This window comes from Pseudomonas mosselii (genome assembly GCF_003205295.1).
Lineage (GTDB): Bacteria > Pseudomonadota > Gammaproteobacteria > Pseudomonadales > Pseudomonadaceae > Aquipseudomonas > Aquipseudomonas mosselii_B.
The window spans coordinates 29586-45749 of record NZ_QJRP01000016.1 but is presented as its reverse complement, the minus strand read 5'-3'; the positions used below and the strand labels follow the sequence as shown (position 1 = coordinate 45749).

The following is a 16164-nucleotide window of genomic DNA, read 5'->3' as shown; positions in this document are numbered from 1 at the left end:
GATCGCCGGGGGCGCTTTGCGCCCCTTTCGCGACACAAGGCCGCTCCCACAGGATCGCGCAGTAATCGAAACTGGCGCCATCCTGTGGGAGCGGCCTTGTGTCGCGAAAGGGCCGCGATGCGGCCCCCGGAATCCATCAGAGGCCGTAGCTCATCAGGCGATCGTAACGGCGCTTGAGCAGCGCGTCGTTGTCGAGTTTGCCAAGCATGTCCAGCTGTTCGATCAGGTCGGCGCGAACATTGGCCGCCATCTTCGCCGGATCACGGTGAGCACCGCCCAGCGGCTCCGCGATGACCTTGTCGACGATGTTCAGGCTCTTCAGGCGCTCGGCGGTCACACCCATGGCCTCGGCGGCATCGGCCGCGCGGTCGGCGGTCTTCCACAGGATCGAGGCGCAACCTTCCGGCGAGATCACCGAGTAGGTCGAGTACTGCAGCATGTTCAGCTGGTCGCACACGCCAATGGCCAGTGCGCCGCCGGAACCGCCTTCACCGATAACGGTGGCGATGATCGGCGTCTTCAGGCGGGCCATCACGCGCAGGTTCCAGGCGATGGCCTCGCTCTGGTTGCGCTCTTCGGCGTCGATGCCCGGGTAGGCGCCCGGGGTGTCGATGAAGGTCAGGATCGGCATCTTGAAGCGCTCGGCCATTTCCATCAGGCGGCAGGCCTTGCGGTAGCCTTCAGGGCGCGGCATGCCGAAGTTGCGGCGTACCTTTTCGCGCACTTCACGGCCCTTCTGGTGGCCGATGACCATGACCGGCTTGTCGTTCAGGCGCGCGGTGCCACCAACGATGGCGGCGTCGTCGGCGAAGTGGCGATCGCCGTGCAGCTCCTCGAACTCGGTGAAGATATGGTCGATGTAGTCGAGGGTGTACGGACGGCGAGGATGACGGGCCAGGCGGGCGATCTGCCAGCTGGTCAGGTTGCCGAAGATGCTCTCGGTCAGGGTGCTGCTCTTGTCCTGCAGACGGGCAATTTCATCGCTGATGTTCAGCGAGTTGTCGTTGCCCACCAGGCGCAGCTCTTCGATCTTGGCTTGCAGGTCGGCAATCGGCTGTTCGAAATCGAGGAAATTCGGGTTCATAGGCTTCCGTCTTGGGTCTACGGCCAGGCGGCCGGCCGGTTGATCCGTTTGGCGCCCTACCTTAAGGGATCAGGCGCATAAAGGTCGAGATTAAAATGCGTCGTTTCAACGGTATTGCAGGAAGACGTTCTCACGCCCGAACTGGTCACGCAGTGCCTGAATCAGGCCATCGGCCGGGTCGATCGACCACTGGTCGCCGAACTGCAGCATGGCCTTGGCGTCGCTGCCGGTGTACTCCAGGGTGATCGGGCAGCCGCCGCGGTGACGGGTGATCAGCTCGCCCAGCCATTTCAAACGATCGCCCTTGAGCGCATCATGGCCGACCTTCAGACGCAGGCTCTCGGCCAGCTTGGTCCGGGCGTCCTCCATGGTCATCACGGTCTTGACCCGCAGGCGCAGGCCGCCGGAGAAGTCGTCATTGCTCACCTCCCCTTCCACCACCACCATGGCGTCGGTCTGCAGCAGTGCCTGGGCGCCCATGAAGGCATCGGCGAACAGCGAGGCCTCGATGCGCCCGGAACGGTCATCCAGGGTGACAAAGCCCATCTTGTCACCCTTCTTGTTCTTCATCACCCGCAGGGCAATGATCATGCCGGCGATGGTCTGGGTGTCCCGCGCCGGCTTGAGGTCGACGATGCGCTGGCGGGCGAAACGGCGGATCTCGGTCTCGTATTCGTCGATAGGGTGGCCGGTCAGGTACAGCCCAAGGGTATCCTTTTCGCCCTTGAGGCGTTCCTTGAGCGTCAGCTCGCGCACCTTGCGATGGTTGGCGTAGACGTCGACATCCGCCTCATCGAACATGCCGCCGAACAGGTCGACGTGGCCACTGTCCGCGGTATGGGCGGCCTGCTCGGCAGCCTTCACGGCCTCGCCCAGCGCCGACAGCAAGGTTGCACGGTTGATGTCGATGTTGGCCTGGTAGGCCTTGATCTCGTCATGGAAGTGCGGCCCCAGGCGGTCCAGCGCACCACTGCGGATCAGTGCGTCGAGGGTGCGCTTGTTGACCCGCTTGAGGTCAATCCGCTCGCAGAAGTCGAACAGGTCCTTGAACGGCCCGCCCTGGGCGCGGGCTTCGACGATCGCCTCCACCGGCCCCTCGCCCACGCCCTTGATCGCGCCCAGGCCATAGACGATGCGCCCGTCATTGTTGACGGTGAACTTGAAGTCCGAGAAGTTCACGTCCGGCGCGTCCAGGCGCAGCTTCATGCTGCGCACTTCCTCGACCAGCACCACCACCTTGTCGGTGTTGTGCATATCCGCCGACAACACCGCGGCCATGAACGGCGCCGGGTGGTGGGTTTTCAGCCAGGCGGTCTGGTACGACACCAGGCCGTAGGCGGCGGAGTGGGATTTGTTGAAGCCGTAGCCTGCGAACTTCTCTACCAGGTCGAAGATGTTACCGGCCAGGTCCGCATCGATGTTGTTGGCCACGCAGCCTTCGATGAAACCACCACGCTGCTTGGCCATTTCCTCGGGCTTTTTCTTACCCATGGCCCGGCGCAGCATGTCGGCGCCACCGAGGGTGTAGCCGGCCATCACCTGGGCGATCTGCATCACCTGTTCCTGGTACAGGATGATGCCGTAGGTCGGCGCGAGTACCGGCTTGAGGCCTTCGTACTGGTAGTCGGAGTGCGGGTAGGCCAGCTCTGCCCGGCCGTGCTTGCGGTTGATGAAGTCGTCCACCATGCCCGATTGCAGCGGCCCTGGACGGAACAGCGCCACCAGTGCGATGAGGTCTTCCAGACAGTCGGGCTTGAGCTTCTTGATCAGCTCCTTCATGCCACGGGATTCGAGCTGGAACACCGCGGTGGTCTCGGCTTTTTGCAGCAGCTCGTAGGTCTTGCGGTCGTCCAGCGGGATGAAGTCGATGTTGACGTCGGGCAGGTTCTTCTTGGCCTGCTCGCGGTTGATGATCTCCATCGCCCACTTGATGATGGTCAGGGTCCGCAGGCCGAGGAAGTCGAACTTCACCAGGCCCGCCGCCTCGACGTCATCCTTGTCGAACTGGGTCACCAGGCCGCCGCCTTCTTCGTCACAGGCGATCGGCGAAAAATCGGTGAGCTTGGTCGGCGCGATCACCACGCCACCGGCGTGCTTGCCGGTACCACGAGTGACACCTTCGAGCTTGAGGGCCATGTCCCAGATCTCGCGGCCGTCCTCGTCACTCTTGAGGAAATCACGCAGGATCTCTTCCTGCTCGTAGGCCTTCTCCAGGGTCATGCCCACTTCGAACGGGATCATCTTCGACAGGCGGTCGGCCAGGCCGTAGGACTTGCCCTGCACCCGCGCCACATCTCGCACTACCGCCTTGGCGGCCATGGTACCGAAGGTGATGATCTGGCTCACCGCATTGCGCCCGTAGGCCTCGGCCACGTAGTCGATCACGCGGTCGCGACCATCCATGCAAAAGTCGACGTCGAAGTCGGGCATGGAAATACGTTCAGGGTTCAGGAAGCGCTCGAACAGCAGGTCATAGGCCAGGGGGTCGAGGTCGGTGATCTTGAGTACATAGGCCACAAGCGAGCCGGCACCCGAGCCCCGGCCCGGCCCGACCGGCACGTCGTTGTTCTTGGCCCACTTGATGAAGTCCATAACGATCAGGAAGTAACCGGGGAAGCCCATCTGGATGATGATATCCAGCTCGAACTTCAGGCGGTCCAGGTAGACCTGGCGCTTCTCTTCGTAATTGGGCGTGGTCTCCTTCGGCCAGAGCACCGCCAGGCGCTCTTCCAGACCTTCATGAGAGACATGGCGCAGGTAGTCGTCGATGCCCATGCCGTTGGGCGTCGGGAAATCGGGGAGGAAGTACTTGCCCAGCTGCACGGTGATGTTGCAGCGCTTGGCGATCTCGACGGTGTTGGCAATGGCGTCCGGCAGGTCGCTGAACAGCTCGGCCATCTCTTCGGGCGACTTGAGGTACTGCTGGTCGCTGTAGCCGCGCGGGCGGCGCGGGTCGTCCAGGGTCCAGCCCTCGCCGATGCAGACGCGGGTCTCGTGGGCATCGAAGTCCGACTGCTTGATGAAACGCACGTCGTTGGTCGCCACCAGCGGTGCGCCAAGCTTGTCGGCCAGGGCCACGGCGGCGTGCACGTATTCTTCATCACCAGCGCGGTTGGTCCGTTGCACCTCGACATAGAAACGGTCCGGGAACATGCCCATCCAGTCGCCGAGCAAGGCTTCGGCCTCGTCCTGACGGCCGGTCATCAGCGCCATGCCAATATCGCCTTCCTTGCCCGCGGACAGGGCGATCAACCCTTCGCTGGCCGGGGCGATCCAGTCACGCTGGATGATCACAAGGCCGTTGCGCTGGCCGTCGGTCCAGCCACGGGAGATCAGCTCGGTGAGGTTGCGATAACCCTTGGGATTCATCGCCAGGAAGCAAATGCGCGACAGCGGCGCCTCGGGGTCGGCCCCGGCCAGCCACAGGTCGGCGCCGCAGATCGGCTTGATGCCGGCGCCCATGGCGGTCTTGTAGAACTTCACCAGCGAGCACATGTTGCTCTGGTCGGTGATTGCCACCGCCGGCATGCTCATCCCGGCCAGGGCCTTGGCCAGCGGCTTGATCCGCACCAGGCCGTCGACCAGGGAGAATTCGGAGTGCACGCGAAGGTGAACGAAGGAGACCGACATGGAGGATCCTGTAGCAGTGCTGAACGACAAGGGCGGGATTGTAGCGTATTGCTCTTCGCTTGCCTCGCCTGCAGGTCAGCGGTTGGTTGCAGAATGCATCGCGGGGCAAGCCCGCCCCCACACAGCTCGGCGTGGGAGCGGGCTTGCCCCGCGATGAATGGAGCCGATCAGATCAGCGAGGTGGAAATGCCTTCACGGGCTTCCCATGCGGCCCGAACAGGCGCGAACGAACGCCGATGAATGGGCGTCGGCCCAAGACGGGCCAGGGCCTCGAGGTGAACGGGGGTCGGATACCCCTTGTGCCCACCCATTCCATAACCCGGATAGATCAGCTCGAACGCGCTCATCTCGCGGTCACGGGTGACCTTGGCCAGGATCGAGGCCGCCGCGATCGCCGGCACTTGGGAATCACCCTTGACCACGGGCGCAGCCGGCACTGCCAGCTTCGGGCAACGGTTGCCGTCGATCAGCGCCAGTTTCGGCGTGATGTGCAGCCCTTCGACCGCGCGCTGCATGGCCAGCATGGTGGCCTGGAGGATGTTCAGACGGTCGATTTCCTCGACTTCGGCCCGGGCGATGCAGAAGCTCAGGGCCTTTTCGCGGATCTCGTCGAACAGCGCGTCGCGCTTGGCCTCGGTGAGCTTCTTCGAGTCGTTCAGGCCGAGGATCGGTCGGCGCGGGTCGAGAATCACCGCCGCAGTGACCACCGCGCCGCACAGCGGGCCACGGCCCACTTCATCGACGCCGGCCACCAGTTCTTCAACCAGGTTGAAATCCAGTCCCATCTGCATGTCAGCGGTCCTTCAACAGGGCGAGCACCGCGTCGGCCGCCTGGTTGGAGGCGTCGCGGCGCAGGGTGCGGTGAATCTGGTCGAAGCTGTCGGTCTGTTGCGAGCCGTCCTTGACCAGCGGCGCCAGGGTCTGGGCCAGGGCTTCGCTGGTGGCGGCGTCCTGCAGCAGTTCCGGTACCAGCAGGCGCTGGGCCAGCAGGTTGGGCAGCGACACGTACGGGCTCTTGACCATGCGCTTGAGGATCCAGTAGGTCAGCGGCGCCAGGCGGTAGGCCACCACCATTGGTCGCTTGTAAAGCATCGCTTCCAGGGTGGCGGTGCCAGACGCGATCAGCACCGCGTCACAGGCGGCCAGCGCCTGGTGCGAGCGACCGTCCAGCAGGGTCAGCGGCAACTCGCGCCCTTCGAGCATCTGCTCGACCTGGGCACGCCGGGCGGCATTCGCGCACGGCAGCACGAAGCGCACGCCGGGCACCAGCTCGCACAGGCGCTGGGCGGCATCGAGGAACAAGGCCCCCAGGCGCCCCACCTCACCGCCCCGGCTGCCAGGCATCAACGCGATCACCGGGCCTGCGTCCAGGCCCAGTTCGGCACGCGCCGCGCCACGGTCGGCCTCCAGGGGGATAGTGTCCGCCAGCGGATGGCCGACGAAACGCACCGGCACGCCCTGCTCTTCATAAAAGCGCGCCTCGAACGGCAACAGGGTGAGCATCAGGTCGCAACCCTCGCGAATCTTCAGCACGCGCTTCTGCCGCCAGGCCCAGACCGACGGGCTGACGTAATGCACCGTCTTGATCCCGGCCTGGCGCAGCTTGAGTTCGATATTGAGGGTGAAATCGGGAGCATCGATGCCGATGAACACGTCGGGCTTTTCGCCGATCAGTGTCTGGATCAGTTCCTTGCGCCGCTTGAGCAGTTCACGCAGGCGTCCGAGCACTTCGACCAGGCCCATGACGGCCAGGCGCTCCATCGGGAAGTGGGAGATCATGCCCTCGGCTTCCATCAAGGGACCGCCAACACCGATGAACCGTACGTCGGGATGGCGTTCCTTGATGGCGCGCATCAGGCCGGAACCAAGAATATCGCCGCTGGCCTCGCCCGCGACCAGCGCCACGCAGAGCCGGGCCATGTCAGCGGGTGATGCCGCGGGCGGAATTGGCGATCGATTGGCGGAACAGGTCGACTTCAGGGAACTGCGTGACCAGCTCATCCAGCTCCTTGAGCGCTTCTTCGACGGTCAGGCCCTGGCGGTAGACGATCTTGTAGGCGCGTCGCAGGGCGTGCAGCACTTCGTCGCTGAAACCGCGACGGCGCAGGCCTTCGAAGTTCATGCTGCGCGCCTCGGCCGGGCTGCCGAACACGGTGACGTAGGCCGGTACGTCCTTGCCGATCGCGGTGCCCATGCCGGAAAACGCGTGGGCGCCAATATGGCAGTACTGGTGAACCAGGGTGTAGCCGGACAGGATCGCCCAGTCGCCGACATGCACATGGCCCGCCAGCGCGGTGTTGTTGACCAGGATGCAGTGGTTGCCGATGACGCTGTCGTGGCCGATGTGGGCATAGGCCATGATCAGGTTGTGATCGCCCAGGGTTGTTTCCGAACGGTCCTGCACGGTGCCGCGGTGGATGGTGACACCCTCGCGGATCACGTTGTGGTCACCGATCACCAGACGCGTCGGCTCACCCTTGTACTTCAGGTCAGGGGTGTCTTCGCCGATCGAGGAAAACTGGTAGATACGATTGTGCTTGCCGATGCGGGTCGGCCCCTTGAGCACCACGTGCGGACCGATGACGGTGCCCTCCCCGATTTCCACATCGGGGCCTACGATCGACCAGGGGCCGACCTCGACGCCCTCGGCCAATTTGGCCGAGGGGTCGATGATCGCCCTTGGGTCAATCGAACTCATAGGGAGCGTTCCGCGCAGGTGATCTCGGCCGAGCAGACCGGCTTGCCGTCCACCAGGGCGCGGCACTCGAACTTCCAGATCATGCTCTTGCGGCTGAGGAACTTGGCTTCCAGCACCAGCTGGTCACCTGGCAGCACCGGCTGACGGAAGCGCAGCTTGTCGGAGCCGACGAAGTAGTAAAGAGTGCCGTCCGCCGGCTTGGCGTCGAGCATCTTGAATCCGAGAATCCCGGCCGCCTGGGCCATCGCCTCGATGATCAGCACGCCCGGCATGATCGGATGCGCCGGGAAATGGCCATTGAAGAACGGCTCGTTGATGCTGACATTCTTGTAGGCACGAATGCTTTGGGCCTCGAAGTCCAGGTCCGTCACACGGTCCACCAGCAGGAACGGGTAACGGTGAGGCAGGTATTCGCGAATCTCGTTGATGTCCATCATTTCGGGGGGAAGCCTGTATAAGAATAGGGAGCGCAGGTGCTGACCACACGCTCCTTTTGCAGATCCAAAGAGGAGCCAGCTAGCGACTGTAACGCTCGCTCAGTAAATGGTATCAGCCTTCTGATGTCGGCTGGCCACCTGAGGTCACGGTGTCGACACGCTTTTCCAGCTGCTGGAGACGCTTGGACATCTCGTCCAGCTGGCGAATGCGAGCGGCGCTCTTGCGCCACTCGGCCAAGGGTTGCATGGCCGTACCGGAAGAATAGCCACCCGGCTCGGTAATCGAACGGGTCACCATGGTCATGCCGGAAACGAAGACATTGTCGCAGACGTCGATGTGGCCGACCATCCCGACGCCGCCGGCAATCATGCAATGCTTGCCGATGCGGGTGCTGCCGGAAATCCCGACGCAGGCCGCCATCGCCGTGTGGTCGCCGACCTGCACGTTGTGGGCGATCTGGATCTGGTTGTCGAGCTTGACGCCATCGCCGATGCGGGTGTCCGACAGCGCGCCGCGGTCTACCGCGGTGTTCACGCCGATCTCCACGTCATCACCCAGGGTGACGCCGCCGATCTGCGCGATCTTGCGCCAAATACCCTTCTCGTTGGCAAAGCCGAAGCCCTCGCCACCGATCACCGCGCCGGACTGGATGACCACGCGCTTGCCGATGGTCACGTCGTGATACAGCGTGACCCGCGGAGCCAGCCAGCCACCCTCGCCGATGACGCAGCGGGCACCGACGAAGCAGTGCGCGCCGACCGTCACATTGGCGCCAATGCGCGCGCCGCTCTCGATCACCGCGAACGGGCCGATGCTGGCGCTGGCATCCACCTGGGCATCCTCGGCAACCACGGCGCTGGGATGGATTCCCGCCACAGCCCTGGGCTTCGGATCGAACAGGTGCGAAATGCGTGCATAGGCCAGGTAAGGGTCGGCAACGATCAGGGCGTTGCCGGCAAAACCTTCGGCGTCCTCGGCCTTGAGCAATACCGCGCTGGCCGAGGAGTCGTCCAGGAACTTGCGGTACTGCTTGTTGGCCAGGAAGCTCAACTGCCCGGAACCGGCCTCCTGCAAGGTGGCCAGCCCGGTGATCTCCAGCGCCTCGGGGCCTTTGAGTTCGGCCCCGAGGGCCTCGGCCAGCTGGCCGAGCGTCATGGTCACGGTCATATCAACGGGCTTGGTTCATGCGCTCGATGACCTGGCGGGTGATGTCGTACTGCGGCTTGACATCGATGACCGCGCCACGCTCCAGAACCAGGTCGAAACCGCCCTTCTTGATCACTTCCTCGACAGCGCCGTCGAGCTTCGGCTTGAGCTGCTTGAGCATGTCGCGGTCGGCCACGGCCTTGGCTTCGTTGAGTTCCTTGGACTGGAACTGGAAGTCGCGGGCTTTTTGCTTGAACTCGAGCTCCAGGCGTTCACGCTCAGGCTGAGGCATCTTGTCGCCGCCCTTGATCAGGCGGTCCTGGATACCCTTGGCGCTGCTTTCCAGGCCCTTGAGTTTGGTCAGTTGCGGGCCGAACTTCTTCTCGGCGTCAACGGCGTATTTCTTGGCCGCGTCGGATTCCAGCAGGGCCATCTGATAGTTCAGCACGGCAACTTTCATTTCGGCGAAAGCCGGGGTGGCGACCAGCGCCGCGGCCACGAGGGCCAGTTGGGTCAACTTACGCACGATGCACTCCTGGATAATCCGTTGTCGTTATGCAAGGGCCGACCTCAGAAGGTCTGGCCCAGAGAGAATTGGAACACTTGCGTGTCGGCGTCGTCCGGCTTCTTGATCGGCATCGCCAGGCTGAAGCTCAACGGGCCCAGCGCGGTGATCCAGGTCACGCCCAGACCGACCGAACTGGCCATGTCCGAGAAACCGACCTTGGTGCAATCGGGCTTGGAGCCGCAGTTGGTGTCGAACACGTTACCCACGTCCCAGAACACGGACGTGCGCAGCGAGCGCTGATCCTTGACGAACGGCAGCGGGAACAGCAGCTCCACGCCACCCTGGACGAGGACGTTGCCGCCGAACGGCAGCGGATCCTGATCCGGGTCGGCGATGGTGCCCTGGTTGCCGGTCACCGCGGCGCCACGGCTCGGGGTACTGCGTGGGCCCAGGGTGCTGTCCTTGAAGCCGCGCACGGAGTTGAAACCGCCCGCGTAGTAGTTTTCATAGAACGGCAGGCCGGAGGTCGAGCCGAAACCATCACCATAGCCCAGTTCGGTGTGCAGGCGCAGGGTGTAGTCGTTGTTGATCGGCTTGAACAGCTGGCCGCGGTAGTCGAGCTTGTAGAACGACAGGTCGCTGCCCGGCACGGTGGTTTCCAGGGTCAGGCTCTGGGAGTGACCGCGGGTGGCCAGCACGCCTTTGTTCAGGGTCGACTCGGACCAGCCGATCGAGGCCTTGAAGTTCAGGAAGTTGTCGCCTTCGTCCTGGAGGAACTTGAAGATCTCATCGACGGTGTAGCGGCCGGTCTTGATCTTGTCCTGCTGCACGGTCAGGCCGTAGGTCAGGCGCGAGGTCTCGCTGATCGGGTAGCCGAGGCTGACACCGGCACCGAGGCTGTCCACCGCGTAGCTGGCCACGTCGACGTCGAGGTCGTCGTAGTCGGTGCTGCGGTAGAAGGCGTTGTAGCCCAGGCTCACGCCATCGGCGGTGAAGTAGGGATCGACGTAGCCGAAGTTGTAGCGGGTCTGGTACTCGGAACGGGTCAGGCCGATGGAGACCTTGTTACCGGTACCGAGGAAGTTGTTCTGGCTGATCGAACCACCCAGGATCAGGCCGGCGCTCTGGGCGAAACCGACGCTGGCGGTGATCGAGCCGGAGGCCTGCTCTTCAACGCTGTAGTTGACGTCGACCTGGTCGTCGGTGCCCGGCACCGGCGGCGTCTCGACGTTGACTTCCTTGAAGAAGCCCAGGCGCTCGAGGCGGGTCTTGGACTGATCGATCAGGTAGGTCGAGGCCCAACCACCTTCCATCTGACGCATTTCGCGGCGCAGCACTTCGTCTTCGGTCTTGGTGTTGCCACGGTAGTTGATGCGGTTGACGTAGGCACGCTTGCCCGGATCGACGACGAACATGATGTCGACGGTGTGATCCTGGTCGTTCGGCTGCGGCACGCCGTTGACGTTGGCGAAGGTGTAGCCTTCGTTGCCCAGACGACGGGTGATCAGGTCCGAGGTGGTGGTCATCACCTTGCGCGAGAACACCTGGCCCGGCTGCACCAGCAGCAGCGACTTGACCTGGTCTTCCGGCACTTTCAGGTCACCGGACAACTTCACGTCGCGGACGGTGTACTTCTCGCCCTCGTTGATGTTGACGGTGATGTAGACGTGCTTCTTGTCCGGGGTGATCGACACCTGGGTGGACGCGATGTCCATGTTGATGTAGCCGCGGTCCAGGTAGTAGGAACGCAGGCGCTCCAGGTCACCGGAGAGCTTTTCCCGGGCGTACTTGTCATCGTTCTTGAAGAACGAGAGCCAGTTGGTGGTCTTGAGCTCGAACAGCTGGCCGAGGGTCTCGTCGTCGAAGACCGTGTTGCCCACCACGTTGATGTGCTGGATCGCGGCCACGGTGCCTTCGTTGATCTTGATCTTCAGGCCGACGCGGTTGCGCGGCTGCGGCACGACTTCGGCGTCGACCTCGGCGGAGTAGCGGCCCTGGGCCACGTACTGGCGCTGCAATTCGTTACGCACGCCTTCAAGCGTCGCGCGCTGGAAGATCTCGCCTTCGGCCAGGCCCGACTGTTTCAGGCCCTTCATCAGGTCTTCGGTGCTGATCGCCTTGTTGCCTTCGATCTCGATGCTCGACACCGAGGGGCGCTCGACCACGTTGATGATCAGGACATTGCCGTCGCGGTTCAGCTGAATGTCCTGGAAGAAGCCGGTCTTGAACAGCGAGCGAGTCGAGTCGACCAGACGGCGGTCGTCGACCTGGTCACCGACGTTCAGCGGCAACGCGCCGAACACGCTGCCGGCGGATACCCGCTGCAGGCCGTTGACACGAATATCGGAGATGGTGAAGGACTCGGCGTGAACTTCAGCGATCATCAGTGCGGAGAGCACCGCAGTTAGCAGCAGACGTTTCATGAAGTCCTTTTATTCCAACTGGCAATAAACAACCCGCCGCGACAAGGCGGCAGGTTTCGCGATTGAGCGAAGCTTTTATAGTCGACCCAGATCGTTGATCAGGGCGAGCAACATCACCCCGACGACCAAACTGATACCGATCTGGACCCCCCAACCTTGCACCCGATCCGAGAGCGGACGACCGCGCGCCCACTCGATCAGGTAGAACAGCAAATGCCCCCCATCCAGTACCGGGATGGGCAGCAGGTTCAGAACCCCCAGGCTTATGCTCAGGTAGGCCAGGAAATTCAGGAAATCCCCAACGCCCGACTGGGCTGAAGCGCCCGCCACTTTAGCAATGGTTATCGGTCCGCTCAAGTTTTTTACCGAGAGCTCTCCGAACAGCATTTTCTTCAGCGATTCGAGGGTCAGGACGCTCATGTTCCAGGTACGCGAAAGCCCCTCGCCTACCGCCTCGAGCGGCCCATAGCTGACTTCGCGGAGCATCTTCGCCGGCCATTCGGCGGCCTTGACCCCGGCGCCGAGATAGCCGCCGGACGCCTGGCCCTCGCCCTTTCGCGCCAGGGTGACGACAACCTCGAGCGGTGCACCGTCGCGCTCGATGCGCAGGCTGACCTTTTTCTCGGGACGGGCACGGACCGCGTCGACCACCTGCTGCCAGTCGGCCAGTTCCACGCCGTCGAGCGCCAGCAGCTTGTCACCGGTCTTGAGCCCGGCCGCGGCCGCCGGCCCTTTCGGATCGATCTCTGCCAGTACCGGCACCACAGCCGGACGCCATGGGCGCAGGCCAAGGGACTGGATCGGCTCGGGTTCGTCGACGCCCTTGAGCCATTGATTCAGGGAAACATTCAATTGGCGCTCGGCCGTCGCCCCCTCATCGAGCACCCCGATCCGCAACGTGCCGCTCTCGCCTAGGCGGCGCACGAGTTGCAGGTTGACCGCCGACCAGCCATTGGTCGGTTCGCCATCGATGGAAACGATTTCCTGGCCGACGGTCAGACCGGCGCTGGCCGCCAGGCTGCCGGCCTCGACGCCACCGATGACCGGACGCACCTGTTGCGAGCCCAGCATGGCCACCACCCAGAAGAACAGGATGGCCAGCAGGAAGTTGGCGATGGGGCCTGCGGCCACGATGGCGATGCGCTGGCGAACCGACTTGCGATTGAAAGATTGCTCGACCAGCGCTGGCGGGACCTCGCCCTCGCGCTCGTCGAGCATCTTGACGTAGCCGCCCAAGGGAATCGCGGCGACGACGAACTCGGTGCCGTGGCGGTCATGCCAGCGCACCAGTGGCGTGCCGAAGCCCACCGAAAAACGCAGGACCTTGACCCCGCAACGCCGCGCCACCCAGAAGTGGCCGAACTCGTGGAAGGTAACCAGCACACCCAGGGCAATCAGGGTGCCGACAATCATGTAGAGCGCAGTCATGTCCAATCTCCGGGTGACATTCGGCGGAGTCGGCCGCAGGCTTCAGCGGCCGTGGCGTCGCAGCCACTCCCGGGACAGCTCCCGGGCACGCTGGTCGGCGGCGAATACCGCCTCGAGGGTGGGCAATGCCACCACGGGCTCCTGGTCGAGCACCTGTTCGATCATACCCGCGATCTCCGGGAAGCGGATACGCCGCTGGAGAAACGCCTCGACGGCCACTTCGTTGGCGGCATTGAGCACCGCTGGCGCACTGTTGCCCGCCTCGGCAGCCTGACGCGCCAGGCGCAGGCATGGGAAGCGCTGTTCGTCGGGCGCCTGGAAATCCAGACGGGCGATGGCGAACAGGTCCAGCGGCGCGACGCCCGAATCGATCCGCTCCGGCCAGGCCAGGGCATTGGAGATCGGCGTGCGCATGTCCGGATTGCCCAGCTGGGCAAGCACCGAGCCATCGACGTAATCCACCAGCGAGTGAATGACACTCTGCGGGTGCACCACCACTTCAATCTGGGACGGCTTGGCATCGAACAGCCAGCAGGCCTCGATCAGCTCCAGGCCTTTGTTCAGCATGCTGGCCGAATCGACCGAGATCTTGCGGCCCATTGACCAGTTCGGGTGCGCGCAGGCCTGCTCCGGAGTTACATCCAGCAACACTTCGGCAGGGGTTTCGCGGAATGGCCCGCCGGATGCAGTCAGCAGGATCCGGCGCACGCCGACAGCACCCAGGCCACGGGCGTAATCGCCGGGCATGCACTGGAAGATCGCGTTGTGCTCGCTGTCGATCGGCAGCAATACCGAACCGCTGCGGTGCACCGCATCCATGAACAGGGCCCCGGACATCACCAGGGCCTCCTTGTTGGCCAGCAGCACCTTCTTGCCCGCCTCGACCGCAGCCAGGGTCGGGCGCAGGCCAGCAGCGCCGACGATGGCCGCCATCACGGTGTCCACCTCTGACGCAGCGGCCACCTGGCACAACCCGGCCTCACCCTCGAGCACCTCGGTGGCACAGCCCGCTGCGGCCAGCCCCTGACGCAGGCGCGCGGCCGCCTCGGCGTTCGGCACCACGGCAAACGCCGGACGATGACGCTCGCACAGGGCCAGCAGTTCGTCAATGCGCGAATAGCCGCTCAGCGCGAACACCTGGTAACGGTCAGGGTGTCGGGCAATGACGTCCAGCGTGCTCAGGCCGATGGAGCCGGTGGCCCCCAGCACGGTTATGCGTTGCACGGCACTCACATCACACCCCACTCAGCCGCCCACAGCAGCACGGCAAACATCGGAATCGCCGCGGTCAGGCTGTCGATGCGATCGAGCACGCCGCCATGACCCGGCAGCAGGTTGCTGCTGTCCTTGATGCCTTCACGGCGCTTGAACATGCTCTCGGTCAGGTCGCCGACCACCGAGGACATCACTACAACGACAGCCCCCAGCAGACCCAGCAGCACCTGGCCAATACTCCAGTCGCGGGCGAAACCCACGGCCAGGGTGATCAGCAGGCTGACCGCGAGACCGCCATAGACGCCCTCCCAGCTCTTGCCCGGACTGACCTGCGGCGCCAGCTTGCGCTTGCCGAAGGCCCGACCGGAGAAGTACGCGCCAATGTCGGCAGCCCAGACCAGCACCATCACCGACAGGATCAGCCAGTTGCCCAGCGGCCAGTGCTTGAGCAGCACCAGGCCCTGCCAGGCAGGCAGCAGTACCAACAGGCCGATCAGCAGGCGACAGGCGGCGCTGCTCCACAGCTCGCCGCTACGCGGGTAGGTCAGCACCAGCCAGGTGGCCAGGGCCCACCAGATCACCGAGGCGCCCAGCACCCAGGGCGCAAGGTCGGGCATCAGGTAGAGCAGCATCAGGCCGCCCGCCACCACGGCGGCGTAAGCGATGCGCAGCGGCTGCGCCACCAGGCCGGCCAGACGCGCCCACTCCCAGGCGCCGAGCGTTACCACGAAGCCGATGAACAGGGCGAAATCCCCGCCGTTGAGCAGGAAGAAACCACCCAACGCGATCGGCAGCAGGATCAGCGCGGTAATGATGCGTTGTTTAAGCATTAAGCACGGGCTCCGGCTTCGACCTGCTCGCTGGTCTTACCGAAGCGGCGCTGGCGCGAAGCGAAATCGGCCAGCGCGTTGCGCATGGCCTCGTGTTTGAAGTCCGGCCAATAAAGGTCGGAGAAGTACAGCTCGGCGTAGGCCAGCTGCCACAGGAGGAAATTGCTGATGCGGTGCTCGCCACCGGTGCGGATGCACAGGTCGGGCAATGGCAGCTCGCCCGTTACCAGGCAGGTCTGCAACAGATCCGGCGTGATGTCGTCCGGCCGCAGATGGCCGGCCTGCACTTCACGCGCCAGGCGTTGGGCAGCCTGGGCGATATCCCACTGGCCACCGTAGTTGGCGGCGATCTGCAGGATGAAACGATTGCTCCCGGCGGTCGCGGCCTCAGCCTCACGCATGGCAGCCTGGAGCTCCGGATGGAAGCGCGAGCGGTCGCCGATGATACGCAGGCTGATGTTATTGTCGTTCAGGCGCTTGGCCTCGCGGCGCAGCGCCTTGAAGAACAGGTCCATAAGGGCACTGACTTCGTCCGCCGGTCGCTGCCAGTTCTCACTGGAGAACGCAAAAAGCGTGAGCACCTCGACCTTCGCCTCGGCGCACACTTCGATCACGGCGCGCACCGCATCGACACCCGCTTTATGCCCGGCAATGCCGGGCATAAAGCGTTTCTTCGCCCAGCGATTATTCCCATCCATGATGATCGCCACGTGACGCGGCACCACGGAGGGCACAGTCTGCTTGGTCTTTTCCATGAAGGCGTC

The 16164-nt window shown here is 63.9% G+C and carries 13 protein-coding genes; all 13 read right to left on the bottom strand.

Going from position 1 to position 16164, the window contains the following annotated elements; translation table 11 throughout:
• Positions 1–136 precede the first annotated feature (136 nt).
• The 13 genes from DMX06_RS16205 to uppS all read right to left on the bottom strand — a co-directional run bounded on the left by DMX06_RS16205 (position 137) and on the right by uppS (position 16155).
• Entirely contained in the window at positions 137–1084 is a 948-nt protein-coding gene (locus DMX06_RS16205; RefSeq protein ID WP_110738407.1) for an acetyl-CoA carboxylase carboxyltransferase subunit alpha, read from the bottom strand.
• A gap of 105 nt (positions 1085–1189) precedes the next feature.
• Positions 1190–4714, bottom strand: coding sequence for a DNA polymerase III subunit alpha (gene dnaE, locus DMX06_RS16200; protein WP_110738406.1), 3525 nt, complete (start codon positions 4712–4714; stop codon positions 1190–1192).
• A gap of 167 nt (positions 4715–4881) precedes the next feature.
• Positions 4882–5505, bottom strand: a complete 624-nt coding sequence (gene rnhB, locus DMX06_RS16195) for a ribonuclease HII (RefSeq protein ID WP_110738405.1) — start codon at positions 5503–5505, stop codon at positions 4882–4884.
• Position 5506: 1 nt separating this feature from the next.
• Positions 5507–6634 carry a lipid-A-disaccharide synthase gene (lpxB, locus tag DMX06_RS16190; RefSeq protein WP_110738404.1) on the bottom strand — a complete coding sequence of 376 codons (1128 nt, stop codon included), beginning with the start codon at positions 6632–6634 and terminating at the stop codon, positions 5507–5509.
• A gap of 1 nt (position 6635) precedes the next feature.
• The gene (gene lpxA, locus DMX06_RS16185; RefSeq protein WP_028690667.1) at positions 6636–7412 is read right to left on the bottom strand and encodes an acyl-ACP--UDP-N-acetylglucosamine O-acyltransferase; all 777 of its coding nucleotides are present in this window, start codon (positions 7410–7412) and stop codon (positions 6636–6638) included.
• The gene (gene fabZ, locus DMX06_RS16180) at positions 7409–7849 is read right to left on the bottom strand and encodes a 3-hydroxyacyl-ACP dehydratase FabZ (protein WP_003252314.1); all 441 of its coding nucleotides are present in this window, start codon (positions 7847–7849) and stop codon (positions 7409–7411) included. The genes lpxA and fabZ overlap by 4 nt, the downstream gene beginning before the upstream one ends.
• Before the next feature lie 112 nt (positions 7850–7961).
• A complete protein-coding gene (gene lpxD / locus DMX06_RS16175) occupies positions 7962–9017 on the bottom strand; it encodes a UDP-3-O-(3-hydroxymyristoyl)glucosamine N-acyltransferase (protein WP_110738403.1) in 1056 nt (351 codons plus the stop codon).
• 1 nt (position 9018) lies between these two features.
• On the bottom strand, positions 9019–9522 hold the full coding sequence (locus tag DMX06_RS16170) for an OmpH family outer membrane protein (RefSeq protein ID WP_023629834.1): 504 nt from the start codon (positions 9520–9522) through the stop codon (positions 9019–9021).
• A gap of 44 nt (positions 9523–9566) precedes the next feature.
• Complete coding sequence (gene bamA / locus DMX06_RS16165; RefSeq protein WP_110738402.1) at positions 9567–11927, bottom strand: outer membrane protein assembly factor BamA; 2361 nt, start codon at positions 11925–11927, stop codon at positions 9567–9569.
• Positions 11928–12002: 75 nt separating this feature from the next.
• A complete protein-coding gene (gene rseP / locus DMX06_RS16160; protein ID WP_110738401.1) occupies positions 12003–13355 on the bottom strand; it encodes an RIP metalloprotease RseP in 1353 nt (450 codons plus the stop codon).
• A 42-nt stretch (positions 13356–13397) separates the two neighbouring features.
• Positions 13398–14588 carry a 1-deoxy-D-xylulose-5-phosphate reductoisomerase gene (gene ispC / locus DMX06_RS16155; protein WP_110738400.1) on the bottom strand — a complete coding sequence of 397 codons (1191 nt, stop codon included), beginning with the start codon at positions 14586–14588 and terminating at the stop codon, positions 13398–13400.
• The gene (locus DMX06_RS16150) at positions 14585–15400 is read right to left on the bottom strand and encodes a phosphatidate cytidylyltransferase (RefSeq protein WP_050704411.1); all 816 of its coding nucleotides are present in this window, start codon (positions 15398–15400) and stop codon (positions 14585–14587) included. Before DMX06_RS16150 ends, ispC begins: the two co-directional genes overlap by 4 nt.
• Positions 15400–16155, bottom strand: coding sequence for a polyprenyl diphosphate synthase (uppS, locus tag DMX06_RS16145; RefSeq protein WP_110738399.1), 756 nt, complete (start codon positions 16153–16155; stop codon positions 15400–15402). Before uppS ends, DMX06_RS16150 begins: the two co-directional genes overlap by 1 nt.
• Positions 16156–16164: the final 9 nt, after the last annotated feature.